The organism is Acinetobacter guillouiae, from assembly GCF_002370525.2.
Taxonomy (GTDB): Bacteria; Pseudomonadota; Gammaproteobacteria; order Pseudomonadales; family Moraxellaceae; genus Acinetobacter; species Acinetobacter guillouiae.
This window is the reverse complement of the sequence record NZ_AP014630.1, coordinates 64,965-89,755: the sequence shown is the minus strand read 5'-3', so window position 1 is coordinate 89,755 and position 24,791 is coordinate 64,965. Positions and strand designations below refer to the sequence as shown.

The 24,791-nt window shown below is 40.6% G+C and carries 24 protein-coding genes; 16 read left to right on the top strand and 8 right to left on the bottom strand.

Annotated elements, in window-relative coordinates; translation table 11 throughout:
* Positions 1-101 precede the first annotated feature (101 nt).
* The 8 genes from AS4_RS00345 to ahr all read left to right on the top strand — a co-directional run bounded on the left by AS4_RS00345 (position 102) and on the right by ahr (position 5,335).
* Positions 102-260, top strand: coding sequence for a DUF1328 domain-containing protein (locus AS4_RS00345; protein ID WP_004718815.1), 159 nt, complete (start codon positions 102-104; stop codon positions 258-260).
* A gap of 183 nt (positions 261-443) precedes the next feature.
* Positions 444-1,181 (top strand): dienelactone hydrolase family protein, encoded by a 738-nt coding sequence (locus AS4_RS00340; protein WP_096732481.1) that lies wholly within the window; start codon positions 444-446, stop codon positions 1,179-1,181.
* Between the two features lie 63 nt (positions 1,182-1,244).
* Entirely contained in the window at positions 1,245-1,613 is a 369-nt protein-coding gene (locus AS4_RS00335; protein ID WP_096732479.1) for an HIT family protein, read from the top strand.
* A gap of 135 nt (positions 1,614-1,748) precedes the next feature.
* Positions 1,749-2,783: an A/G-specific adenine glycosylase gene (mutY, locus tag AS4_RS00330; RefSeq protein ID WP_004718819.1), complete on the top strand. Its 1,035-nt coding sequence runs from the start codon at positions 1,749-1,751 to the stop codon at positions 2,781-2,783.
* Between the two features lie 76 nt (positions 2,784-2,859).
* A complete protein-coding gene (locus AS4_RS00325; protein ID WP_004818257.1) occupies positions 2,860-3,408 on the top strand; it encodes a M23 family metallopeptidase in 549 nt (182 codons plus the stop codon).
* A gap of 30 nt (positions 3,409-3,438) precedes the next feature.
* Positions 3,439-3,684 carry a hypothetical protein gene (locus tag AS4_RS00320; RefSeq protein ID WP_056517037.1) on the top strand — a complete coding sequence of 82 codons (246 nt, stop codon included), beginning with the start codon at positions 3,439-3,441 and terminating at the stop codon, positions 3,682-3,684.
* Between the two features lie 42 nt (positions 3,685-3,726).
* Complete coding sequence (locus AS4_RS00315) at positions 3,727-4,281, top strand: DNA-3-methyladenine glycosylase I (protein WP_004818255.1); 555 nt, start codon at positions 3,727-3,729, stop codon at positions 4,279-4,281.
* 31 nt (positions 4,282-4,312) lie between these two features.
* Complete coding sequence (gene ahr / locus AS4_RS00310) at positions 4,313-5,335, top strand: NADPH-dependent aldehyde reductase Ahr (RefSeq protein WP_034614740.1); 1,023 nt, start codon at positions 4,313-4,315, stop codon at positions 5,333-5,335.
* An 85-nt stretch (positions 5,336-5,420) separates the two neighbouring features.
* Here ahr and AS4_RS00305 read toward each other — a convergent pair whose 3' ends face one another.
* A complete protein-coding gene (locus tag AS4_RS00305; RefSeq protein WP_004718828.1) occupies positions 5,421-6,857 on the bottom strand; it encodes an aminotransferase-like domain-containing protein in 1,437 nt (478 codons plus the stop codon).
* 110 nt (positions 6,858-6,967) lie between these two features.
* Between AS4_RS00305 and AS4_RS00300 the strand changes: the two genes are divergently transcribed.
* Positions 6,968-7,375, top strand: a complete 408-nt coding sequence (locus tag AS4_RS00300; protein WP_096732477.1) for a hypothetical protein — start codon at positions 6,968-6,970, stop codon at positions 7,373-7,375.
* On the opposite strand, the gene AS4_RS00295 is transcribed toward AS4_RS00300, so the two are convergent.
* Positions 7,335-8,225, bottom strand: coding sequence for a LysR family transcriptional regulator (locus tag AS4_RS00295; protein ID WP_096732475.1), 891 nt, complete (start codon positions 8,223-8,225; stop codon positions 7,335-7,337). The genes AS4_RS00300 and AS4_RS00295 overlap by 41 nt on opposite strands.
* 123 nt (positions 8,226-8,348) lie before the next feature.
* On the opposite strand from AS4_RS00295, the gene dkgB reads away from it, so the two are divergent.
* Entirely contained in the window at positions 8,349-9,161 is an 813-nt protein-coding gene (gene dkgB / locus AS4_RS00290; protein ID WP_096732473.1) for a 2,5-didehydrogluconate reductase DkgB, read from the top strand.
* A 276-nt stretch (positions 9,162-9,437) separates the two neighbouring features.
* Complete coding sequence (locus AS4_RS00285; RefSeq protein ID WP_096732471.1) at positions 9,438-10,613, top strand: MFS transporter; 1,176 nt, start codon at positions 9,438-9,440, stop codon at positions 10,611-10,613.
* Positions 10,614-10,785: 172 nt separating this feature from the next.
* On the opposite strand, the gene AS4_RS00280 is transcribed toward AS4_RS00285, so the two are convergent.
* Together AS4_RS00280 and dapB are read right to left on the bottom strand one after the other, a co-directional pair.
* Positions 10,786-11,436, bottom strand: a complete 651-nt coding sequence (locus AS4_RS00280) for an START domain-containing protein (protein ID WP_096732468.1) — start codon at positions 11,434-11,436, stop codon at positions 10,786-10,788.
* Between the two features lie 57 nt (positions 11,437-11,493).
* A complete protein-coding gene (dapB, locus tag AS4_RS00275) occupies positions 11,494-12,309 on the bottom strand; it encodes a 4-hydroxy-tetrahydrodipicolinate reductase (RefSeq protein WP_004718838.1) in 816 nt (271 codons plus the stop codon).
* Positions 12,310-12,597: 288 nt separating this feature from the next.
* Here dapB and AS4_RS00270 point away from each other — a divergent pair, with 288 nt between their 5' ends.
* Positions 12,598-12,789: a hypothetical protein gene (locus AS4_RS00270; protein WP_096732466.1), complete on the top strand. Its 192-nt coding sequence runs from the start codon at positions 12,598-12,600 to the stop codon at positions 12,787-12,789.
* Positions 12,790-13,235: 446 nt separating this feature from the next.
* Positions 13,236-13,424 carry a hypothetical protein gene (locus AS4_RS00265; RefSeq protein WP_227548104.1) on the top strand — a complete coding sequence of 63 codons (189 nt, stop codon included), beginning with the start codon at positions 13,236-13,238 and terminating at the stop codon, positions 13,422-13,424.
* A 68-nt stretch (positions 13,425-13,492) separates the two neighbouring features.
* Here AS4_RS00265 and dnaJ read toward each other — a convergent pair whose 3' ends face one another.
* The 4 genes from dnaJ to AS4_RS00245 all read right to left on the bottom strand — a co-directional run bounded on the left by dnaJ (position 13,493) and on the right by AS4_RS00245 (position 19,461).
* Positions 13,493-14,605 carry a molecular chaperone DnaJ gene (gene dnaJ, locus AS4_RS00260; RefSeq protein ID WP_004718844.1) on the bottom strand — a complete coding sequence of 371 codons (1,113 nt, stop codon included), beginning with the start codon at positions 14,603-14,605 and terminating at the stop codon, positions 13,493-13,495.
* 92 nt (positions 14,606-14,697) lie between these two features.
* Entirely contained in the window at positions 14,698-15,075 is a 378-nt protein-coding gene (locus AS4_RS00255; protein ID WP_004718846.1) for a hypothetical protein, read from the bottom strand.
* Positions 15,076-15,211: 136 nt separating this feature from the next.
* The gene (locus AS4_RS00250) at positions 15,212-18,358 is read right to left on the bottom strand and encodes an efflux RND transporter permease subunit (RefSeq protein ID WP_096732462.1); all 3,147 of its coding nucleotides are present in this window, start codon (positions 18,356-18,358) and stop codon (positions 15,212-15,214) included.
* 2 nt (positions 18,359-18,360) lie between these two features.
* Positions 18,361-19,461, bottom strand: coding sequence for an efflux RND transporter periplasmic adaptor subunit (locus AS4_RS00245; protein ID WP_004818239.1), 1,101 nt, complete (start codon positions 19,459-19,461; stop codon positions 18,361-18,363).
* Positions 19,462-19,606: 145 nt separating this feature from the next.
* Between AS4_RS00245 and AS4_RS00240 the strand changes: the two genes are divergently transcribed.
* From AS4_RS00240 to AS4_RS00230, 3 genes are all read left to right on the top strand, one after another.
* Positions 19,607-20,227 (top strand): TetR/AcrR family transcriptional regulator, encoded by a 621-nt coding sequence (locus tag AS4_RS00240; protein WP_096732460.1) that lies wholly within the window; start codon positions 19,607-19,609, stop codon positions 20,225-20,227.
* A 226-nt stretch (positions 20,228-20,453) separates the two neighbouring features.
* Entirely contained in the window at positions 20,454-23,144 is a 2,691-nt protein-coding gene (gene ppc / locus AS4_RS00235) for a phosphoenolpyruvate carboxylase (RefSeq protein WP_096732458.1), read from the top strand.
* A gap of 335 nt (positions 23,145-23,479) precedes the next feature.
* Entirely contained in the window at positions 23,480-24,781 is a 1,302-nt protein-coding gene (locus AS4_RS00230; RefSeq protein WP_096732456.1) for a solute carrier family 23 protein, read from the top strand.
* The last annotated feature ends 10 nt before the right edge of the window (positions 24,782-24,791 follow it).

Below are 24,791 nucleotides of genomic sequence, written 5' to 3'. Positions count from 1 at the left end.
TATTGCTTTATTAATCACACTTTTTAAACACAACTTCACAAGTCCCTTAGATTTTTCTGCCTATACTGAAAATACATAACAAAAATATGGAGATGAATCTTATGTTTCGTTGGGCAATTATTTTCGCTGTGATCGCCTTAATCGCAAGTTTATTTGGTTTTGGTGGTGTTGCGGGAATGTCTAAAGACTTCGCAGTCATTCTTCTCGTCGTCGCAGTAATCCTCGCGATTGTTGGTTTTATTTCGAGAGGAAAAGTTTAGCTTTTCCTGATCAATTTTCATGAAAGAGAAGAACCTTGGTTCTTCTCTTTTTCATTTGAAAACGACCTTTTTCATTCATAAATTTTCACATTTCTATTGTAAATATTCGAAATTTAGTCATTTGAATCTTATATATTTATGCTTTAATCAATCTCATTCTCGCCGATACACAAGGATTAACAGATGGCTCTTGCAATCAAAACTCGTGAAATTCAATACCAAGCAAAAGATGGAACAACTTTAATCGGTTATTTTGCTGCGCCTGAATCCGCACAACCAGTTGCAGGTGTAATTGTTGGTCCAGAATGGTGGGGCCGAAATGAGTATTCTGAACAACGTGCTCGAGAGTTGGCACAACATGGTTTTGCTGCACTGGCAATTGATATGTATGGCGATAAAAAAACTACGGCTGTTGCGACTCAAGCCCATGAGTGGATGATGCAAACCTTCCAACATGAGCAGACCATTGTTGAACGTTCAGCTGCGGCTTTGGCTGCTTTAGCAGCACAACCAGAAGTCGATGCAACGCGTTTGGCTGCGATTGGATTCTGTTATGGTGGTAAAGTGATATTAGATTTGGCACGCTCAGGTGCTGACTTAAAAGCTGCGATTACTTTCCATGCAAATTTATCTGCGCAAAAAGCAGCGGAAGCAGAAAAATTTAAAGCGCAAGTGTTAGTGCTACATGGTGAAAAAGACAGCATGGTGTCTTTGGCAGATGTCGAATCGTTTAAACAAGAAATGCAGCATGCTCAGGTAAAATCTGAAGTGATCATCCTCAAAGATGCTAAACATGGCTTTAGTAACCCACAAGCAGATGAAAAAGCAAAAGCCAATGGCGTAGATCTAGGTTATAACGCCGAAGCAGAAAAAGCCGGATTAGCAGCAATGTATGATTTATTAGATCGTACCTTGGCTTAACCTACTCTGGCTTAATTAAAATACGTTCTACGTCGATTAAGACAACAAAACGAGGGATTAGAAATGACTGAAAAAGTATGTCCTTATTGTGACTTTGAAGAATTTGATATCATTGATAAAAATGAATTTGGTGCAATTTTGCCTGAACATAACCCTTTGTCTAAAGGTCATTCAGTGATTATTCCTTTGCGCCATATTGCTTCTTTTTTTGAAGTTTCAGAGAAAGAACGTAAAAGCCTTTCCTCTTTATTGGAACTGGCACGTAACGAGCTTAAGATTCGCCATCAACCAGAAGGATTCCATATCGCCTTTAATGATGGTCATGTGTTTGGTGAAGATCAAAGTGAACATTTCCATATTCACATTATCCCACGTTATAAAAACCAACCGCTTAAACTGGATAAGCGTTGGGGTATCATCAACGAAAACTAAGTTGTGGCTATAAACGCATTTGAAAAGACGCTTTGGCGTCTTTTTTTATGCAGATTACTGCTCAAGTTTAAGATAATTTTCCGCAATAAATTTATCTTGGTTATACTGAGCATCCAATTTTTACGCTAGATTGTTATGTCGCAATTTTCATTTTCAGATGCGCTATTGACTTGGTTTGATCAACACGGGCGCCATGATTTACCGTGGCAAGTGGCTGATGATCCATACAAAGTTTGGGTGTCTGAGATTATGTTGCAACAAACACAAGTCAAAACTGTACTGCAATATTTTGATAAATTTATCCAACGCTTTCCGACTGTCGATGATTTGGGTAAAGCCTCATGGGATGATGTTGCCCCCTATTGGGCAGGATTAGGCTACTACGCCCGTGCACGCAATTTGCATAAAGCAGCAGGCGTGGTCAGCCAGCAAGGGCATTTCCCACAAAGCTTAGAACAATGGGTGGAACTTTCAGGTATTGGTCGCTCTACTGGTGGCGCACTGATGTCGCTTGGCTTACGTCAATATGGCGTCATTATGGATGGCAATGTAAAACGTGTTTTGGCCCGTTTCTTTGCCATTGAAGATGACCTGAGTAAACCCATCCATGAACGAGCCATGTGGCAACTGGCGGAAAGCTTATGCCCAACTGAACGCAACCATGACTATACCCAAGCAATTATGGATTTGGGCGCAACCATTTGCACGCCCAAAAAGCCACTCTGCTTATACTGCCCTATGCAACAACATTGCCAAGCCCATCAACAAGGGCTAGAAACCGAACTGCCTTATAAGAAAGCTAAAAAGCCTGTTCCTGTTAGAACTGGCACAGTGTTATTAATTGAGTCAGATCAACAATGGTTATGGGAACAGCGTCCCAACAGTGGTTTATGGGGAGGCTTATGGAGTTTACCGATTTTTGAAAATGAGCTCGCGTTTCAACAGCTTTGTCAAAGTCTAAAACTTATTTCAACTGTTGAACCTGTCCAAATCTCGCATAGTTTTACCCATTTCACATGGATTTTAAATGCGCATATTGTTCGAGTTGAATCAGACCAAAAAGAATACCTCCAGGCTGAACTTGGGGGCGAATGGTTAACACCACAAAAAGCTACACAAATGGGCATCCCTACAGCCATGAAAAAATTGATCTCAGCAGTAAAAATATGACATAGTCAGACACGTGTATTCGAAGCATATTTCAATTTTAATTTGCCCTTTTGAAACTTGAAAAAAAGGATTTCTCGTGTCACGTAGCATCCAATATTGCTTGATGGCCTTGCTTGCCATTATTTTAACTGCATGTACTACTGCACCTAAAAAGCCAAGCTCATCTAAGCCTCAGCTTCCACAAGCTCAAATTAACCGCCTAAAAGCAATGTCAATGCCAACCCGATTGGCAATTCCTGTAGATGGAGTAAAACCACAAAACCTCACAGATACTTGGGGTGCATCTCGCAGTGCTGGGCGAGCACATGAAGGAATTGACATCATGGCTTCACGTGGAACCAAAGTTTATAGTAGTACTGAAGGTGTGATTACCAGTTTAAAGAGCAATAATCTGGGGGGTAAAGTGATTTGGCTCATCGGACCAGGTGGTGTTTATCACTATTATGCTCATCTAAACGATCACAAACGTGGTCTACAAGAAGGTGATTACGTTAAAAAAGGTCAGTTAATCGGCTATGTGGGCAATACGGGAAATGCACGACATACTGCACCGCATTTGCACTATGGACTATACTTAAGGGGTAAAGGCCAAGGTGCAGTCAACCCCTACCCTTATTTACGTTAATTTTAGATTGAATCAATTTAGGAATATTCCATGTCAGAAGCATTGCTTGAGCGTTTAGTTGAATTTGCAGAATCAGGCAATCAACAAAAAATTGCCCTCAATGGACAAAATCATCAAGGCTGGATTATGGAAATCACCGATGAAGCATTAATGATCAGTACTGGCTTTGCAGACAAAGCGGGTAAAGATATTTGGGTAAATTTTAAAGATTTACAACATGCGCAACTTTCCTATTGGGACAACAAACAAGATCAATGGGTCGAATTTAAACTTTAGACAATTAAAACTTAAATCAATCAGAACAATGGTAGATCTTTTATGACAAATAAACGCTGTGGTTGGTGTTCAGATGATCCTCTTTATATTGAATATCATGATCAAGAGTGGGGTAAATCCAATCGAGATGAACAGCATTTATTTGAAATGCTTTGCCTAGAGGGGCAACAAGCAGGTTTATCTTGGATTACTGTTTTAAAAAAGCGTGAAAGCTATCGCGCCCAATTTTTTAACCACCCGATTCAAACCATCGCCAATTTTACTGAACAAGAGCTTGCGCTAAAATGTCAGGATGCTGGGCTGATTCGACATATCGGGAAATTAACGGCAATTCGTGACAATGCCATTGCATGGCAAAACATGAAAGCTCAAGAGATTGATATGGTGAACTGGTTATGGGATTTCGTCGACCAGCAAGTACAACTCAATGATGTCCCTGATTATAAATTAGCGCCTGCACAAACCGAAACCAGTCAAAAGCTTTCCAAAGCGTTAAAAAAGAATGGTTTTAAATTTGTTGGTCCAACCACTTGCTATGCCTTTATGCAAGCAGTGGGTATGGTCAATGACCATGAAAATGATTGTATATCCCGCTAAAAGTTTAACTGAGCAAACAGGAAGGATTCACATGTCAAATAACACGTTTCATGCTTATGCTGCCTTAGAGGCAGGTGCAGCACTTGTACCCTATCAATTTGATGCAGGTGAATTACAGCCTCATCAGGTCGAAGTCAAAGTTGAATATTGCGGTTTATGCCATTCCGATGTTTCAGTGATTAACAATGAATGGGGAAATTCAGTTTTTCCAGTGGTTGGCGGTCATGAAATTATCGGTACCATCACTCAGCTGGGTTCAGAAGCGAAAGGATTAAAAGTCGGTCAACGTGTCGGTATCGGCTGGACTGCGGAAAGTTGTCAGCACTGTGATCCATGTGTTAGTGGTCAACAAGTGCTTTGCACTGGGGGTTCAGTTGCAACTATCGTTGGTCATGCAGGCGGGTTTGCAGATAAGGTCCGTGCAGGTTGGCAGTGGATTATTCCTTTTCCTGAAGATTTAAACCCTGAAAGTGCTGGCCCTTTATTGTGTGGCGGTATCACTGTTTTTGACCCAATTTTAAAACATCAAATTCAAGCAGTTCACCATGTTGGTGTTATTGGGATTGGTGGCTTAGGTCATATGGCCATTAAAATACTCAAAGCGTGGGGCTGTGAAATCACCGCATTTACATCGAGTTTGGATAAAACAGATGAACTTAAAGCGATGGGTGCAGACCATGTGGTCAATAGTCGCGATGCCAATGCGTTAAAAGCGCAACGTGGCAAATTTGATTTATTGCTCTGTACGGTAAATGTGAGTTTGGACTGGAAAGCATATCTGAATACACTGGCGCCAAATGGCACAATTCATATGCTAGGTTTAGTCCTCGAACCGATGCCGATTCCTGCGGGTGCTCTGATTGGCGGTGCGAAATCAGTGACTGGTTCACCCACAGGCTCCCCTTTTGCATTACGTCAATTATTACAATTTGCCGCACGCAAAAACATTGCACCACAAATTGAAGTTTATCCAATGTCAAAAATTAATGAGGCTTTGGAGCGACTTCACTCTGGAAAAGCCCGTTATCGTATCGTATTAAAAGCGGATTTCTAATTTAAGCCTGACCATCCATTCAGGGTTTATCAAGAACCGTGAATGGAATAAGCCTGTCATGGTATGCATTTGCTCACAAATCAGTTTAAGCCACACTCTTGGCGGACAATTCACCTCTTACCCAATCTGCCAATAACATAATTGCATCCTGAATTTCCTGAGACAATTCATGCCCTGCATTTAAGCGAATACAATTGTTATAACGGTGATCCTCACCAAAAATAATCCCTGGCACAATATTGATACTGTATTGCTGTGCATAGTAATACAACGCCAAGCTATCAATCTGTTCTGGGAACTGTAACCACAAGGCATAACTTCCCTGCGGTTGATTTAAACGAATCTCTACCCCATAAAAAGCATGTTGAATAAACTGTAGATATTGTGCAACTTGAGCCATCAACTTAGGGCGTAACTCACTCAAATGCTGACGATAGGCTCGGCTATAAATCAAATCGGCAAGCCCCAATTGCAATGGTGTATTGACCGAAACATTTTGTAAAATCAACTTGGCATGTAAGTGCTGTAAACGTTGTGGCAAACAGAACCAACCGACCCGATAAGAGGTCGACAACGACTTGGAAACCGATCCGCAATAAACCACATAGCCCTGTTGATCCCAATATTTAATCGGTAAAGGGCGTTTGGCATTAAAGCTACATTCAGCATAAATATCATCTTCAATCACGTAACACTGATACTTCGCTGCCAGCTGTGCGATTTTTTCTTTCTCGGCATTCGTCAAACAGAAGCCTAAAGGATTTTGAAAATTGGCGGTTAATAAACAGACTTTTGCGCCTGAGTTTTGCATCTCTTGTTCTAAACGCTCCAGATCAAAACCTTCGGTATTGGCAGGGATTTCAATAATTTTTCGTTTGAGCAACGCCAATAATTGCAACTGACCATTATAGTTTGGCGTGGGCACAATCACACTGTCACCGATTTGGCTAAGACTTTGAATCATCACAGACAATGCCGGCATACAACCATTGCTGATATAAATATCTTCTTTGGCAATATAAAAACCATCTTCAGCCCAATGTGCTGACAAAGCCTCTCTTAACTGCAGGTGCCCTTGGCGGTCATTATATAAAAAGTCTTCTGGCTTACTGTGCTTTAAAGCACGTTGTATTGAACGGCGTAAGGCCTCTACAGGAACGAGATTAGGTGATAACTGAATCGAACCTAAATGGATCAGCTTATTATTGATTGCTGCTTCATGAATTTGAATTTGTAAATCCAAATTTGAAACCTCACGCGCCCTCGACTTAAAATCAGGATGGTCAGGCACAGCAATCTGTGGGGCTTTTTGCTGTGATTGAACAAAATAGCCAGACTTTTCTTTGACGTAAATCAAGCCTTGCGCTTCAAGCAATTCATAACAACTCTTTGCTGTATTCAGACTAATATTTTGCAATGCTGCAAATTTTCGCAAAGAACTGAGTCGTTGCCCAACGGCCAACTCACCACAATAAATTTTCTGTGCAATTTGTTGTGCTAATGTTTGATATTGAAAAGCCATATCTGTACTCAAATTTTAATATTTGTTGTATCTGTATCTATAAAGTTAACAGATTTATGCTTCATTCACAGCCAATTTTTACAAACAAATTGATTTGAAAGGAGAAAAAAATGAGAACGATCGCTTTAATCAGTATTGTTTTTGGATTAACTGCTTGTCAGCCGCAGCAGGTCAATCAAGCTGCTCAGAAACAACATTTTGTATGTAAATCTTTGATTGAAGGCTTTTTAAAAGCGCAAAGTTTAGGTGAATATCAACTTGATCATCTAGAACCGACCCTACACCAGACTGCAGCTGTCCGAAACTACCGCTACCATGCCAGTAGCGATCAGCGCATGAAAATTAATATCCCTGTGCAAAAAGACTTACAGTTCAAATGTCTTCAGACAGAAACGGATCATTTTGAAATCCAATTGATCAATCCACAGCAACCCAGCAGCCAAACTTTACTGAGTCTAGATTTACCGCCACAAAAGACTATCGAAACTTTGACAGCTTTTGCATTAAAAACTCAATAAATAAACGGACACGCTTTGGTAAATGTTCCTGTTGATAATACACCGCATGGATATGTTGTTCGTAAAGCTCTATTTGATCTTCAAATAGAGCGATCAAACGTCCTTGCCTTAAATCTTTTAAAATCTCAAACTCAGACAATCTCGCAATTCCATGTCCGCGTAAACACAGTTGGCGGACAGTTTCACCACTGGATGCTTTGATTTTTGGTTTAACAGTAAGCCTTTCCCCATTGACTCGAATCGGCCAAGTATTTAAACGACTGACTTTGCTAAAGCCAATTTGGGTATGATTTAAAATATCTTGCGGTGTTGCTGGATAACCATGTGTGGCTAAATACTCAGGACTGGCAACGATATATAATCGGCTTTTACACAACAAACGCGCATGTAAGCTCGAATCATTGAGATCACCAAAACGTATTGCAACATCTGTTTTATGTTCCAATAAATCAATGATCTGATCGTTACTGTTTAGCTCTATTTCAATCTCAGGATACAGCTGAGAAAACTCTTGCATCAACGGTGCAATCACATGCAATACAAAAGGTGTTGCGGAATCCACACGAATCAGCCCAGATGTATCACTGTCAGATTTTAATAAAGCATCTTCTGCTTCATTGAGGTCATGCACAATTTTTCGGGCTTTTGCTAAAAATAATTGCCCTTCTTGAGTCAACTTAAGTTTACGTGTTGTCCGCTCTAATAAGGTGACATTCAGTTTAGATTCAAGTCGTTGCAAGGCTCGACTTACACCTGAAGTGGTTTGTTCAAGATGCGTTGCTGCTGCAACAATCGAACCACTATCAACAATATTAATAAAAGCCTGTAATTCTTCGAGTGTAGATTTCATTGCTGTCAGCGCTCTGCTTATTGTTGATTTCTAGTCAACAATATTTTGCATATTCCTGTATTTTTCCGCAACAATTAAAGTAGCAGAATAGAGGCAATCTTAGAAAATAAAGTGAAATCCAGCATGACAAACATCGTTCCTCAATTTGGTGTCGGTACTTTCCGTTTAACAGGACAAACTGTGATTGACTCGGTCAAAACAGCCTTAGACGTTGGTTATCGTGCTGTAGACACTGCTCAAATCTATGGCAACGAAGCAGAAGTCGGTCAAGCAATTGCAGAAAGCCATATCCATCGTGATGATTTGTTTATCACAACAAAGATATGGACAGATCATTATCCAGCCGACAAACTTATTCCAAGTCTTAAACAGAGCTTGCAGAAACTGGGTACTGATGCAGTCAACTTAACCTTGATTCACTGGCCAGCGCCAAGTCTAGGAATTTCTGTTGCAGAAATGATGCATAACCTGTTAGAAGCGAAAAAGCTGGGCCTAACTGAACATATTGGAATTTCAAACTTCAATATCGACTTATCGCAACAAGCCATTGCTGCTGTAGGACTTGAAAATATTGCCACCAACCAAATTGAACTTAGCCCTTATTTGCAAAACGCAAAGTTAGTGGATTTTTTACAGTCACAAAATATTGATGTGACCTCTTATATGACCTTGGCATATGGCAAAGTTTTAAATGACCCAACATTAACTGAAATTGCCAAACAGCATCAGGCTTCTAGCGCTCAAATTGCATTGGCATGGGCATTGCAGAAAGGCTTTGCTGTCATTCCGTCATCCACTAAACGTGAAAACTTAATCGCCAACTTAAAAGCACAAGAGATTCAGCTATCTGCTGAAGAAATGCAATTAATCGCGCAATTGGAACGTAATGGCCGTGAGGTTGATCCTGAAAACTTAGCACCTCAGTGGGATGTTTAATTCACTGCTGGAGTAAAAGTGATTTAAAGCAGAGCAAATCTTGGCTTAGGCTTTGATTAGCAAAGTTGGGGTACTAAGTTTTACTTACTGGGCTTCGAAACAGGCTTTACCCCCTTTTGATCATGACTTAGATTGCTTCGCAAGATTTTTTTCTTGCGAAGCTTTATTTTGTCACTTCATCAAAATAGCGGCTGAAAACTAAATGACCATCCTCATGATTGCCCGAACACTGTTACATTCCATCATTTTCAATATGCTGTATATTTGAGATTTCTCATGAAATTAAATTTTCCCTTACTCGCATTGGCGATTGGTGCTTTTGCAATAGGAACAACAGAATTTTCTCCTATGGGCTTTCTTCCCCAAATTGCAGAAAATTTGAATATTTCAATCCCTACCGCAGGTATGCTGATCACCGCGTATGCACTCGGTGTCATGATTGGTGCACCGTTTATGACCTTATGGTTTGGACGGTTTCCACGACGTAAAGCGCTTATTTTAGCCATGATTATTTTTACCATTGGCAATATTCTTGCTGCAATTGCTCCCAATTATTGGGGCTTAATGGCCGCTCGAATCCTGACCAGTCTCAATCATGGGGTGTTTTTCGGGATTGGTTCCATTGTTGCAACAAGCGTCGTACCTAAAGACAAACAAGCCAGTGCAGTTGCCACCATGTTTATGGGCCTCACTATTGCCAACATCGGTGGTGTTCCTTTAGCCACATGGGTTGGGCAGAATATTGGCTGGCGTATGTCATTTGCAGCAATCGCCTTACTCGGCGTGATTACTATGCTGTCACTATGGAAAGCCTTGCCTGAAGATAAAGCAAGTCAACGTCCTGATGTCAAAGCAGAATTAAAAGTGCTGACTCGGCTGCCTGTGGTTCTTGCATTGCTCACCACGGTGATGAGTGCAGGTGCAATGTTTACCCTCTATACCTATATTGCGCCTAGCCTACAAAACATCACCCATGCCAGCCCGATGTTTATTACCTTGATGCTGGTACTGATTGGAATTGGTTTTTCAATTGGTAATCACTTAGGTGGGAAATTTGCAGACTTGTCACTGACCAAAACATTGACCAGTTTCTTGCTGTTACTGATGGTGAGCATGTTGCTGTTCCCAATACTGGCTCAAACTCAAATTGGTGCAGCATTGGCACTAGTTGTCTGGGGAGCAGCAGCCTTTGCAGTGGTTCCACCTTTACAAATGCGTGTCATGTCTGTTGCTCATGAAGCACCTGGATTGGCGTCCTCTGTGAATATTGGGGCATTTAATTTAGGCAATGCTTTAGGTGCAACAGCTGGTGGCGCAGTATTGAGTATGGGCATGAATTATGCTGCGGTGTCTATTGCGGGTGCGGTACTCACAGCTTTAGGGCTAGTGCTGGTTTTTATTCAAATGAAAATGAATAAAGCACCTGTACAACAATATAGCCATTCGGCTTAGCGATTAACAATCGTGACAAAGACTGCAAGTAACCTTTCTTTCTAAATCAATACCTTAAGAAAGGTTACTTTCAATATTTAAATGAGCGGAAAGATCTGCCAAGCATTATTTTTTCGAATATAGCGTTGTTTCGTCAATAGAGTCTGCTTCAGGATTATTGATCAAACAACGTCTATTTTAAAATATCAGGCAAAGCTGCAAAGGGTTTATTCTTTGCCAATTCTGTTTTCATTTTCTGCAACATCTGATAAGGCTGCTGTTCGACCAAAATATTGGTTAAGCTAGCAGGAATAGAGCCTTCTGGATTGGCGTGTCCAGAGGTAATGACTTTGACTTTATTGGCACCCAGTTTTTGAAAGGTCCAATCACCTGAATAATCTTTTAAACGCACATAGTCAGGATTCAGTGCTTTACCTTGCTGAATCGCAGAATTTTTAATAAAAATACTGCCATTTGCATCTTTAGACATGGTTCCTTTAACCACCATATCGCGATCTTTTAACGGAAAGGGAAAATCTAAAACCATATAAATGCTGAACTCACCTTTTTTATCATCGCGAGATAACACTTCAGCTTTGGCAACATTGGGGACCCATTTCGGTGAGTTTTTGACATCCAATACCAAAGCAACAGCACGATCAATCGGTACGTCTAATGTTGTTTCAGCTTTATAAGACAACACAGAATTACTGGCATCCTTGTATGTCCATACCTGAATGTTATTTTTATTTAAACTCAATTTGGCATTGCTTGGTAAAGCAGCTTGTGTAGTCAGGCCAAAAGCACTGATTACACAAGCAAATAACATCACTGTTTTTTTCATTTTCTAATGTTCAAAATTTGACTAATTGTTTTAATTCTATCGCATCAGATTTTAAGCTTAAATATCATTTAAGCCTAAAACGTCTTTCATATCGTATTTTTTTGCATCTTTGCCGACAACCCAAGCGGCTGCACGTACAGCACCAGCAGCAAAATTCATACGATTCGTGGCTTTGTGTGTCACTTCCACACGCTCACCTTCGCCAATAAACATCACTGTATGTTCACCCACAATATCACCGCCACGAATCGTTTCGAAACCAATGGTTTCACGTTCACGTGGACCTGTATGACCTTCACGACCATAAACAGCAACTTTCTTTAAATCACGACCCAATGTGTCAGCAACAGCTTCACCCATCATCAGTGCAGTACCTGATGGTGCATCTACTTTATGGCGGTGATGTGCTTCAATAATTTCAATATCCACAGTATCGCCAAATACTTTAGCCGCTAACTCAAGTAATTTAATCGAAACATTCACACCTACTGAATAATTTGCAGCATAAACAATTGGTGTCTGAGTCGCAGATTGATTTAACAGCTCTTTTTGTTGATCCGAAAAGCCAGTTGTACCAATCACCATTGCAACACCAGCAGCACTGCATAGTTTTAAATTATGTTCAGTTGCAACAGGCGCAGTAAAATCAATTACCACATCTACATCTTTGAGGATCTCTTCCAAGTTGCCAACCACTTTGATTCCCACAGCACCAATTCCTGCAAGCTCTCCTGCATCTGCACCAATTAATGTGCTTTCTGGGCGCTCTACTGCAGCAGCAAGTTGAAAACCTGCTTGTTGTACAGCTTGAATCAATGTACGGCCCATACGGCCACCTGCACCTACAATACCAATGCGTGGAGCTGCTGACATACGATCTTCCTAAATCTGAATTTGAAAATTTGGCTCTACTATAACAAAACTCGGTTCTAAGACGACGTTTCAATATAAAAAATACTGTGATCTTTTTGCTTGCTTTGGGATCTGATGCGCTCATTGGTCCGGAATAGCCTGAACGAATAAATAGATTAATTTTATAAAATATATCGGTAAAACTTTGAAAAATTTACAACTTTTCAAATTTATTTCATCAAAATGCAAGAATCCCTCAGCAGACTACATGCCACGAATGAAAAGAATATGGCTTATAAGGAGATCAATATGCATTCGAATAAAATGGCTTTCGCTCTAGTACTCGGCATGATGATGACAAATGTTTGGGCTGAATCAGCGCCGACAACAACATCAGCAACAACTGAAGAAAAAACACTTGTTCAATCCAATAGCAGCACAGCATCTGAACCTCAAACAGAAGTTCGTGTTGAAGATATTGATGCACCGATCATCGAGTAATAAGCACCTATTTTTCAGCGGTTGAGGGTATGTCCAATATCTTCGACCTGTCTTTTTTTAAAATAGCTCAATTCAATTGTAATCATCATTATAAAAATCAGGCTTTATCGCTAAACATCAACAGTTATATTATTTTTAAATCATCTAAAAACTGCTTGAAATGTGTATTAAATTACAGCTAAAAATAACTAAAAAATAAAAATTAAATTTTTCAGATCTGTAAGGTCTGTTAATAATTCGTCTATGTTTGCTACTTTGCATTTTTTTAGCTGATACTAGGCACGAAATACCAAATCTAGTCTTTCTAAATAATGAAAAACATCGTTTTGCAATATAACGATGTAGCAGTAAAAATACGCTACACTAAAAGCGCTTGGACGCAATCATAAAAAGCAAATATCAAAGGAAATACCATGCAACTCAAAAAAATCATTATAGGATTGGTGATGACAACAACTGTTTCACTCGTTTGGGCCGAAGACACAACGCCTACATCCTCTCCCGCCCCATCATCAGAATCCTCGACACCAGCAACACATCCCGCGGTGATACTGCCCCAAGATGATAATTCAATAGATGCTGCCCCAGATGACAACGAATTTGATTTATCACCATCGGATCAAGCATCAAAATAAAAAAACGGAGCAACACGATCTGTTGCTCCGTTTTTACATATTCAATGTTTAGCTTGCTAAATACTCAATTAGTCAAATAAACGATCGAAGAAAGATTTTTTCTTCGGTGACGATTTATTGTCATCACTTTCCATCGTGGCTTGAAGTTCTTTCAATAGCTCACGTTGGCGGCTGGTCAAATGTACAGGTGTTTCCACCACAATACGGCAAAGTAAGTCACCTTGCATACTGCTACGCACAGGTTTTACCCCTTTACCACGTAGTCGGAACATTTTACCCGTTTGTGTACCTTCAGGCACTTTCAAACTGACTCGACCATCCAATGTTGGAATTTCAAGTTCTTTACCTAAAGCAGCATCTGCGATACTGACTGGCACATCCATATATAAGTCTGCACCATCACGTTGGAAGATATCGTGCTCACGCACTACGACTTCAACGTATAAATCACCAGATTGACCATCACGGATCGCTTCACCTTTGCCTGTTAAGCGAACGCGGTCACCATTATCAACACCTGCAGGAATAGTAACTTCAAGGGTCTGCTGACGATCTGATACACCTGAACCATGACATTTGCTGCATGGATTTTTAATAATTTTACCTTGTCCACGACAGGTACTACATGTCTGCTGAACAGAGAAGAAGCCCTGTTGCATACGCACTTGACCTGCACCATGGCAAGTCTTACAGGTTTCTACATCATTTGGATTTTTTGAACCTTTACCATCACACACATCACAAGGTGCTGGTGCAGTAAAGGTAATAGTTTTCTTAACGCCTCTCACCGCTTCTTCGAGTGTTAATTCCATGACATAACGCAGGTCGGAACCACGACGCGCACGTTGCTGACCACGGCCACCTCCGCCAAAAGCGCCACCAAAGATGTCACCAAATTGACTGAAAATGTCTTCGGCGCTAAAACCACCACCAAAGCCACCGCCGCCCATACCACCTTCAAAGGCGTTATGACCCATACGGTCGTACATGCTACGTTTTTCACCATCAGAAAGAATTTCATATGCTTCCGCACATTCTTTAAACTTTTCTTCAGCTTCTGAGTTGTCAGGATTACGATCTGGATGATACTTCATCGCCAACTTACGGTAGGCTTTTTTAATTTCATCATCACTAGCGGTTTTAGCAACACCTAAAACCTCATAATAATCACGTTTAGCCATGATTGGCGATGCTCCACAAAATTTGATAATACTTCTATGCAGAGTAAATTGGGGGCGATGTTATTTTTTACAAGCGTGAAATGTGGTTTTTTTTAAAAAACAGCTTTTTTCTGTAAATATTTAGTAAAACCTTTGAGCCATGTATTGAGTAAATATAACCACGCAATGGCACTAAATACCACACCAGCCACAGTGCACGCTTTTACCCAAATGAAACTGTCCCAATAGAAAAAGATTAACGGAATAAACCATAGCGCAGCAAAGGCTGCCAAAATCAAAAAAATGAGAGCATTGCGCATAATCCACAACGCTTGCGCATGTATCCATACCTCTGCATTATCTGCCACTGCTACTTTACGTGCTAACCAATACGCCAACACGGCTGTAATCACCGTAAACAATGCAAGAAACATAAACAAATAAGAGCTCGTAATAAATTTACGATGCTGTTCTGGATTTGTTTGCCCCATGGGTGTTTTTGACCTCAAATTTATTGCATACCGATTTACTTATTATGCAATAAAATTTCCTATGTTATTTTCTGTTAAAGATTAAGTGCTACTATATTGAAGTTTTCAATTTTTCGCACCTAATATTCTCAACAATTTATGTATTTTCTGTAGTTTTTTTAATCTTAAACCAAGTCGCATACAACGCTGGTAAGAAAAATAACGTTAAAAGTGTCGCAATAATTAAACCACCCATAATAGCCACTGCCATTGGTCCAAAGAAAATACTCCGAGAAAGCGGAATCATGGCCAATACCGCTGCCAAGGCGGTGAGAATAATGGGACGGAATCGACGAACTGTAGCATCCAAAATTGCATCCCATTGATTCTGCCCAGCTCGAATATCTTGTTCGATCTGATCAATCAGAATCAGTGAGTTACGCATAATCATTCCAGATAATGCAATGGTGCCCAGCATCGCCACAAAACCAAAAGGCTTATTGAATAAGAGTAGGAATAACACCACCCCAATTAAACCTAACGGCGCTGTCAAAAATACAATGAATGACCGCGAAATACTCTTTAACTGCAGCATCAGCAAAGTAAATACCACCGCAAGGAATAATGGCATACCTGCATTTACAGAAGTTTGCCCTTTTGCCGACTCCTCTACCGCGCCACCAACTTCTAGCAAATAACCACTTGGTAAGGTTGTACGAAGCTGATCCATTTTTTCAGCCAGCTCATTGACCACGGTTGCAGGCTGTAACTTGGTCCGAATATCTGCACGTACAGTAATGGTCGGTAAACGATTGCGGTGCCAAATCAAACCATCTTCAAATTTATATTGAAGTGTAGCGATTTGCGCCAAAGGTACGGTGGTGCCTTTACTTGTCGGAACAGCAAGACTGGATAATGCTTCAACATTGACACGCTCAGCCTGATCACCGCGGATACGAACATCAATCAGCTCACGTTTTTCACGATATTGATTGATAATTGCACCCGATATTGAACTGTTTAAAAAATTCGCCAAATCTTCTGAAGTCACACCCATTTGACGGGCACGGTCTTGATCAATCACCAACGAAATAATTTTACTTTGCTCACCCCAGTCCAAATGAACATTTGCGGTATTTGGATTTTCACCCACCAGTTGAGCAACTTTTTGCGCCTCCTGACGAACAATTGCAATATCTTCACCCGATACACGAAATTGCAATGGATAGCCGACTGGAGGACCATTTTCTAATAAAGAGACACGGATACGTACCTGCGGCAATAATTGGCGAATTTGGGTATCTAAGGATTTACGAATTTCATCACGATCATCCAATGACGATGCTAAAACCACAAATTGTGCAAAACTGGCTTGTGGCATCTGTTGATCTAAAGGCAGATAGAAACGTGGTGTACCTGTTCCTACATAAGCAACATAATTATCAATGCCCTTTTGCTTGGATAAAAATGCCTCGACTTTCTTCACCGCATCTTCAGTTGCAGTCAGTGATGCACCTTCTTCCAATTTTAAATCGACCAAAATTTCAGCACGGTTTGAAGACGGGAAAAATTGTTGGGGTACAAACTTAAACATCACCACAGACAGAACAAAAACCCCAACCGTAATTGAAATGACGGTTTTTCTATAAGTCACACACCAGTTCACCAATTTTCTAAAGCTTTGATAAAATTTAGATTGATATGGATCAAAATGCTCACCAGTATGATGAATCACGGGCTGAGGTTCTGGTTGCTTACGTAATCTTGCGAGAAGACGCTGATACCACGGTGCTTTTTGTGGCACTTTGTTAAAATCTGGAAGTAACTTATCACCTAGATAAGGAACGAAAACCACAGCAGCAATCCATGAGACAATTAAGGCAATGGTCACCACTTGGAAAATTGAACGGGTATATTCCCCTGTGCTTGATGCGGCTGTAGCAATAGGTAAAAAACCTGCTGCGGTAATTAATGTTCCTGTCAGCATCGGAAATGCGGTACTGGTCCATGCAAAACCAGCTGCCTTCATCCTGCTATAGCCTTGCTCCATTTTGATGGTCATCATTTCGACGGCAATGATGGCATCATCGACCAATAACCCTAAGGCCAGAATCAAGGCTCCTAGAGAAATCTTATGCAAGCCAACATCAAATAAATTCATGCCTGCAAAAGTCATCGCAAGCACCAGTGGAATCGAAAATGCCACCACCAAACCTGTACGGAAACCCAGCGAAAAAAAGCTCACCAATAAAACAATAATGACTGCTTCTGCAAGAACTTTGACAAATTCATGAATACTGCGTTGAACAGCCACAGGCTGATCTGAAACTTTTTTCAGTTCCATACCTAAAGGCAGTGATTTTTGTAAGGTTTTAAATTCCGTTTCTAGGTTTTTGCCCAGTGCGATGATGTCACCACCTTTACGCATAGAAACCGCTAAACCAATTCCATTCTCGCCCATAAAACGCATGCGAGGTTGTGCTGGCTCACTAAATCCACGATAAACGTCAGCAACATCGCCCAGTTGAATGGTTCGATTTCCCACCAACAAGGGCATTTTTTTCAAATCATCGACACTTTTTAAAGCACCACTGACTCGCACTTGAATACGGTCAGTGCCTGTTTCAAAAAAGCCTGCACTGGTCACACTGTTTTGCTTTGCCAAGGCTTCTTGGATTGCAGTAACTGGTACGCCCATTTGCACAGCTTTGGTGTTGGAAAGCTCAATCCAGATTTTTTGATCTTGTAGACCCACCAGATTGACTTTACTGACATCTTTTACCCGTTGTAAGCGAAGCTGTAAACGATCTGCATATTCTTTTAACGTTGCATAATCAAAATCTTTACCTGTTAAGACATAGATATTCCCGAAGGTGTCACCAAATTCATCATTAAAGAACGGCCCCTGAACACCAGAAGGTAACTGTGTTTTGATATCGCCTACTTTTTTACGCACTTGATACCAAACATCTGGAATTTGGTTAGACTTTAATGAGTCTTTTGCCATAAACATGACCATAGACTCACCCGGACGCGAGTAAGCCATAATCTTGTCATAGAGCCCTGTGCTCATCAGTTCTTTTTCAATTTTATCGGTAACTTGTAAAGAAACCTCTTGAGCTGTTGCACCAGGCCAATAGGTTTGTACTACCATGACTTTAAAAGTAAAGGGTGGATCTTCACTCTGAGAGAGTTTTGAATAGGAAAATAGCCCGACAATACCCAATAGGATCATAAAATAAAGTACTAATCCTTTATTTTTGAGTGCCCATTCTGACAAGTTAAAGGAATTAAATGGACTCATGATCATGCTCCTTTTTGAACAGTTACAGCACGATTTTCACGGTCTACCGGTTTTATTTTTTGCTTTTCACGAAGTAAATGTACCCCTCCTACAACCACCCATTGTCCAGGATTTAACCCTTTCACGACAGTAACACTGTCACGACCATAGCTGCCCAGAGTCACTGAAACTTTAGCAATCGTTTGGTCTGGATTCACCACCCAAATATAGGCTTGATTATTATTTGCTGAGACGCTAGATAAAGGCACACTCAATACATTTTGAATATTTTGATTAAAGAATACCCGCGCACTTTGCCCAAGTTGAATTGCAGACTGCCCTTCTTTTAAAGCCACTTTAACCATAAATGTACGTGATTGATCGGCTGCTGGAGAAATTTCTCGAACATAGGCAGCAAATCGATCTTGAGGTTTAGACCATAAAGTCACCCATGCATTTTGACCGACTTTAATCTCTGCAATGGCTTGTTCAGGTACACCTATCACCACTTCACGATCACCATCAATCGCCAGTTGGTACGCCGCCTGCCCTGCTGAAATCACTTGCCCAGTTTCAATATTACGTTGGGTAATCACCCCATTTTTATTGGCAATCAATTGGTTATAACCCGTTTGATTGGCGCTCACATCATAATTAGATTGCGCTTGTTTTAAACTTGCCTGAGCAGCATCATATTGATTTTTGACTGAATCATATTGTGAGCGACTCACAGCATTGATCGGTAAGAGCTGCTGAAAGCGTTTAAATTCATCTGCTGCAGCCTTGGCCGCAGATTGCGCACTTTCAAGTTGTGCTTTGGCTGAGTTCAACTGTAGCTGGGCATCTTTCACATCAAGCTTTGCTAAGACTTGCCCAACTTTGACACGAGCCCCAACATCGACATAGCGTTCTGTAATTTGTCCCCCGACACGGAATGCCAATGCTGTTTGCTGTCGGGCCTGAACATCCCCCGCATAACTTTTTTGATCTTCATGTGATGTTGCAGGCTGGGTGACCATCACCAAGGGAATTTGTTCCGCTTCAGGTGCTGGTTTGCTACACCCCACTATTGTTACACTACACAATACCAATAGGCTCGTGATCATTAAATTTAAACTACGCATAGGCAAGGCTCTTAATCAAATGCATTTTTTCGGGCAAAATAGAATGAGTATATTTATTTGCTCATTTTTTAATTAATATACTGCATGGTACAGTAATTGTGAATCGTGTATAGAGTAATTAACCTATTTTTTTTTGGAAATTATTGTGCAAACAACCGCTGGACGTCCAAAGGACTTAGAAAAACGGAAACACATTTTGGAAGCCGCCAAAAAGCTCTTTCTAAAATTGGGTTATCATGGTTCAAGCATGAACCAAATTGCCAAAGAAGCAGGCGTCACAAAGCTGACGGTATATAACCATTTTCAAGATAAAGAAACTTTATTTTGCTGTGCCATTGAAGCAACCTGTGAAGCGTCTATCGATGCTCGACCATTACGACTTAATCTTCAAAGTGATTTTTATGCGCATTTTTTTCAGGCGTGCGAGTTGGCACTCACTGTCATTAGCCTACCTGAAGCCATTAAACTTGAGCATTTGTTGTTAGAACTTGCCGCAGAGAAAAATCCTTTGGCTTTACAGTTTTATAATTCTTCCCATCAAAGAATGTGTGCAGTCTGGCAAGATTTTTTCCAACAAGCGGGAACGCTTAAATTTATTCAAGCAGATAACATTGAAAAACAAATCAACCTGATTCTGTCATTATTATTGGGTGTTCGACACCACGAGGTTTTATTGGGGATCCGCCCAATTCCTACGGAAGATGAAAAACAACAAATCATCACCGAAAGTATTGATTTATTTATGATGAAATATAAAGCCAACTGAAATTATTTAAAAACAAAATAATGCCCAATTGTTGTTTAAGGCATACTCAATGCATATCGCATAGGCTTGTTGATATCAAAAGGGCAAAAACTAAAGCTAAATATCCAAATTAAAATTAAGTCAAAGTCGACTTCTTGCACAGTCATTTACATACTTTTGTAGGGAGTCACTTGGATTGTGGTGGAATCACGTTATATTCGAGATAACAAGAACTGGAGAGTAACAAATGGTTCAACAAATTGATGCTCCGCTGCGTGAAGATGTACGCTTACTCGGAAACCTTTTAGGCGAAACGCTAAAGGAACATGCAGGACAAGATTTGTTTAATCAAATTGAACAAATTCGGGCTTTAGGTAAAGGCGCTCGAGATGGTCAAATTGAAGCAGAAAAACAACTTGAACAATTATTTTTAAATTTAAAAGATGATGAGATTCTGCCACTCACTCGCGCCTTTTCACACTTTCTAAATTTTGCCAATATTGCTGAACAATATCACGTTGTGCGTAGTCGTCGACAAAGTGAGTGCGATGAAAACTCACCATCACCCAATGTGCTGGATCATTTATTTAGCAAATTCAAAGATCAACAAATTTCAGCAGAAACGCTCTATAAACAAATTTGTGAATTAAAAATTGAATTGGTTCTTACGGCGCATCCAACCGAAGTCAGTCGTCGTACTTTAATCCAAAAATATGATGGCATTAATCATTGCCTGTCTACTTTTGATCAGCAAAAACTGACACCTAAGCAACGTGCAGATGTGTTAACCGATTTAAAACAACTGATCTGTTCCGCATGGCAAACTGACGAAATCCGTCAGCATCGCCCAACCCCGATAGATGAAGCAAAATGGGGTTTTACCACGATTGAACAGACCTTATGGAATGCGGTTCCAAAATTTATCCGTGAATTGGATGATCTCGTTCAGGACAATTGTGCAAAAGCTTTGCCTTTGGATATTTCTCCAATTCGTTTTGCATCTTGGATGGGGGGTGACCGTGATGGTAATCCGAATGTCACCCATAACATTACTCAAGAAGTTTTGTGGTTGTCACGCTGGAAAGCGGCTGACCTTTACGTGCGTGATATTGAAGATCTTCGTTGGGAACTCTCGATTGAAGCCTATTCCAATGAGCTACTTCAAGCTTTGGGTTATAGCCATCCTGAACCTTACCGCGAATATTTGCGTGCGACCCGTGAACGCCTCAAAGCAACCCGTCAATGGTTGGCAGATAAATTACGTGGTCAGCATTCAGATGTAGATCGCAGTTTAATCATTCGCCATAAAGATGAATTATTACAACCGTTATTACTTTGCTATCGTTCACTGATGGCATGTAATTTACCTGAGATTGCCAATGGTAAATTGCTCGACTTTATCTATCGGGTAAATTGTTTTGGTATTGAATTGCTTAAACTGGATATTCGTCAAGAGTCTGGTCGTCATCGCCAAGCTATCTCAGCAATTACCGAATATCTCGGTTTGGGTAATTTTGAGACATGGACAGAACAAGCGCGTCAAAATTTCTTATTGCAAGAATTACAAAGCAAACGCCCGTTATTGCCTAAACATTTAAATGAGCCTTCAGGTAGTCTGATTGAAAACCCAGATGTTCAAGAAGTCTTTGCAACCATGCGTACTTTGGCTGAACAACCCAAAGAAAGCTTAGGTGCTTATATCATTTCAATGGCGGAATATCCGAGTGATGTTTTGGCGGTACTTTTACTACAAAAAGAAGCGGGAATTGAGCATCCATTACGTGTTGTTCCTTTATTTGAAACCTTAAAAGACTTGGATGGTGCTGCAAGTACCATGAGTACCCTGTTCAATATGCACTGGTATAAACAGCATATCCAAGCTAAGCACGAAGTCATGATTGGCTATTCGGACTCGGCCAAAGATGCTGGCTTTATGTCCGCAAACTGGGCCCAGTATCGTGCGCAAGAAGAGCTGACGGCAATTGCCAAACAACACGGCGTTCAACTGACTTTGTTTCATGGTCGTGGCGGTTCAATCAGTCGCGGTGGTGCACCAACCCAACAAGCATTATTTTCTCAACCGCCGGGCTCAATTTCAGGTGCAATCCGTGTAACTGAACAAGGTGAAATGATTCGCTTTAAATTTGGTCTAGAAGAAATTGCCTTACAAAATTTGGAAATTTATGCTGCTGCAACCTTAGAAGCGACATTATTACCCCCCCCTGTGCCAAAACAAGCATGGCGAGATTTGATGCACAGCATGACGGATTTATCTGTTCAGGTGTATCGTCAGACCGTGCGTGAAAATCCTCATTTTGTTAAATATTTACGCACCGTCACCCCTGAGCTTGAGTTACAAATGCTGCCGCTTGGTTCACGCCCTGCAAAGCGTAAAGTCAGTGGTGGGATCGAATCTTTACGTGCCATTCCTTGGGTTTTTGCCTGGACCCAAATTCGTTTAATGCTTCCTGCTTGGCTGGGTACTGGCGCAGCGATCAACCAAGTGATTGATCAAGGTCAAAAAGCAGTATTGGATGAAATGTTAACGGAATGGCCTTATTTCCAAACCTTAATTGATATGTTGGAAATGGTTCTCTCTAAAGCCGACTCAAATATTGCATTGTATTATGAATCTCATCTTACCGATGATGAAGACTTAAAAGTACTCGGTGCTGAATTACGCCAACGCTTACATGATGCAGTACAAACCCTGTTGGCGATGAAAGGTGAATCACAGCTGTTAAGTTCCAATGATGTGCTTGATCAAGCCATGAAAGTACGTAAGCCGTATTTATTACCCTTGCATTTATTGCAAGCCGAATTGATGAAACGTCGTCGTGCATACTTGGCTGAATGTCAGGCGGAGCATACCCCTGTAGATCATGCACTGATGGTCAGTATTGCTGGTATTGCGGCAGGTTTACGTAATACGGGTTAACCACACCATATAAAAATTATTTTTAATTCTAAAGTGGGGAGAATGCGATCTACCATTCTCCTCGCTTTTTATAAAAATGCGAAACAATTCACATATTATAAAACACCAATAACTTTTTTTGACCAATCGCAAAATCACAATTTTTTTTAATTTTCACACGCAATTTTTTTTAATACTTTGATTTTATGCACTAACATTATTTAATTATTTGACCAAATGGTACAAAACATCAATTTTCCCCTAATAAATGCAAGTGCTTAGTTTGACTAAAATGATTAAAACTCTCGAAAAGAAAGCGTATGATGTGTCCAATTTGTTTTTTGAGTGCTCAATTTATGTCCAACTGGTTTCCCAAATGGCGTCCTTATTCTGGCAGCATTGATGCAAGACCTGTCGGTACCAATGAGTATTTACCTCCTGCGCAAAGTGTCGTTTTAGGGATTCAACACGCATTTGCCATGTTTGGCGCAACTGTACTCGCACCCTTTTTAATGGGCTTTGACCCAAACCTGGCCATTTTAATGTCAGGGATTTGTACCATCTTATTCTTTATTGTTACGGGTGGTCGTGTTCCAAGTTACCTAGGTTCAAGCTTTGCCTTTATTGGGGTCGTAATTGCTGCAACTGGCTATGCTGCATCAGGCACAGGTACACCAAATGCAAATTTAGCTGTTGCAGCTGGTGGGATCATGGCATGTGGTGTGTTGTATGCAATGTTCGGCTTGCTCGTGATGGCAACGGGGACCAAATGGATTGAAAAGCTCATGCCACCAGTAGTGACTGGTGCAGTGGTCATGATCATTGGTTTAAACCTTGCGCCTGTTACGGTGAAAGGTGTCGCTGGCAATGACTTTAATATGTGGATGGCCTTGGTCACTGTACTGTGTATGGGCTCAATTGCTGTATTCACAAAAGGTCTATTACAACGCTTATTACTATTAGTCGGATTGTTATTGGCATATTTGATCTATTTCATTGTTGCAAATGTAATGGGAAATGGAACACCAATTAATTTCACGCCGATTCAACAAGCTGCATGGTTTGGTACACCCACTTTCCATTCACCTATTTTTGATCTCAATGCAATGTTAATTATTGCGCCGATTGCTTTAATTTTGGTGGCAGAAAACTTGGGCCACATCAAAGCAGTCAGTGCCATGACTGGCGAAAACCTAGATCCACAAATTGGTAAAGCTTTTGTTGCAGATGGTATTGCAACCACGCTTTCTGGTGGTGTCGGTGCACCAGGTATGACCACCTATGGTGAGAATATTGGTGTAATGGCCGTTACCCGTGTTTATTCTACGATTGTTTTTGTTATTGCGGGTATTTTTGCAATTTTCTTAGGGTTTTCACCTAAATTTGGCGCAGTTATTCATACCATTCCAACGGCGATTTTAACAGGTGCTTCAATCGTGGTCTTTGGTTTAATTACCATTGCGGGTGCGAAGATTTGGATTGAAAACAAAGTCGATTTTTCTCAAAATAAAAACTTGATGGTTGCCGCAGTAACAATCATTTTAGGAACGGGTGACTTTGCCCTTCAATTTGGTGATTTCAACTTGGGTGGTATTGGTACGGCAACGTTTGCAGCATTGATTCTCAACTGGTTCTTTAGCTTAAAAGATAAATCATAATTATAAATTT

Bases quoted from the DNA above. Each gene is read 5' to 3' on its own strand.
- AS4_RS00345 (WP_004718815.1), top strand. From the start codon at position 102: ATGTTTCGTTGGGCAATTATTTTCGCTGTGATCGCCTTAATCGCAAGT.
- AS4_RS00340 (WP_096732481.1), top strand. From the start codon at position 444: ATGGCTCTTGCAATCAAAACTCGTGAAATTCAATACCAAGCAAAAGAT.
- AS4_RS00335 (WP_096732479.1), top strand. From the start codon at position 1,245: ATGACTGAAAAAGTATGTCCTTATTGTGACTTTGAAGAATTTGATATC.
- mutY (WP_004718819.1), top strand. From the start codon at position 1,749: ATGTCGCAATTTTCATTTTCAGATGCGCTATTGACTTGGTTTGATCAA.
- AS4_RS00320 (WP_056517037.1), top strand. From the start codon at position 3,439: ATGTCAGAAGCATTGCTTGAGCGTTTAGTTGAATTTGCAGAATCAGGC.
- AS4_RS00315 (WP_004818255.1), top strand. From the start codon at position 3,727: ATGACAAATAAACGCTGTGGTTGGTGTTCAGATGATCCTCTTTATATT.
- ahr (WP_034614740.1), top strand. From the start codon at position 4,313: ATGTCAAATAACACGTTTCATGCTTATGCTGCCTTAGAGGCAGGTGCA.
- AS4_RS00305 (WP_004718828.1), bottom strand. From the start codon at position 6,857: ATGGCTTTTCAATATCAAACATTAGCACAACAAATTGCACAGAAAATT.
- AS4_RS00300 (WP_096732477.1), top strand. From the start codon at position 6,968: ATGAGAACGATCGCTTTAATCAGTATTGTTTTTGGATTAACTGCTTGT.
- AS4_RS00295 (WP_096732475.1), bottom strand. From the start codon at position 8,225: ATGAAATCTACACTCGAAGAATTACAGGCTTTTATTAATATTGTTGAT.
- dkgB (WP_096732473.1), top strand. From the start codon at position 8,349: ATGACAAACATCGTTCCTCAATTTGGTGTCGGTACTTTCCGTTTAACA.
- AS4_RS00285 (WP_096732471.1), top strand. From the start codon at position 9,438: ATGAAATTAAATTTTCCCTTACTCGCATTGGCGATTGGTGCTTTTGCA.
- AS4_RS00280 (WP_096732468.1), bottom strand. From the start codon at position 11,436: ATGAAAAAAACAGTGATGTTATTTGCTTGTGTAATCAGTGCTTTTGGC.
- dapB (WP_004718838.1), bottom strand. From the start codon at position 12,309: ATGTCAGCAGCTCCACGCATTGGTATTGTAGGTGCAGGTGGCCGTATG.
- AS4_RS00270 (WP_096732466.1), top strand. From the start codon at position 12,598: ATGCATTCGAATAAAATGGCTTTCGCTCTAGTACTCGGCATGATGATG.
- AS4_RS00265 (WP_227548104.1), top strand. From the start codon at position 13,236: ATGACAACAACTGTTTCACTCGTTTGGGCCGAAGACACAACGCCTACA.
- dnaJ (WP_004718844.1), bottom strand. From the start codon at position 14,605: ATGGCTAAACGTGATTATTATGAGGTTTTAGGTGTTGCTAAAACCGCT.
- AS4_RS00255 (WP_004718846.1), bottom strand. From the start codon at position 15,075: ATGGGGCAAACAAATCCAGAACAGCATCGTAAATTTATTACGAGCTCT.
- AS4_RS00250 (WP_096732462.1), bottom strand. From the start codon at position 18,358: ATGAGTCCATTTAATTCCTTTAACTTGTCAGAATGGGCACTCAAAAAT.
- AS4_RS00245 (WP_004818239.1), bottom strand. From the start codon at position 19,461: ATGCGTAGTTTAAATTTAATGATCACGAGCCTATTGGTATTGTGTAGT.
- ppc (WP_096732458.1), top strand. From the start codon at position 20,454: ATGGTTCAACAAATTGATGCTCCGCTGCGTGAAGATGTACGCTTACTC.
- AS4_RS00230 (WP_096732456.1), top strand. From the start codon at position 23,480: ATGTCCAACTGGTTTCCCAAATGGCGTCCTTATTCTGGCAGCATTGAT.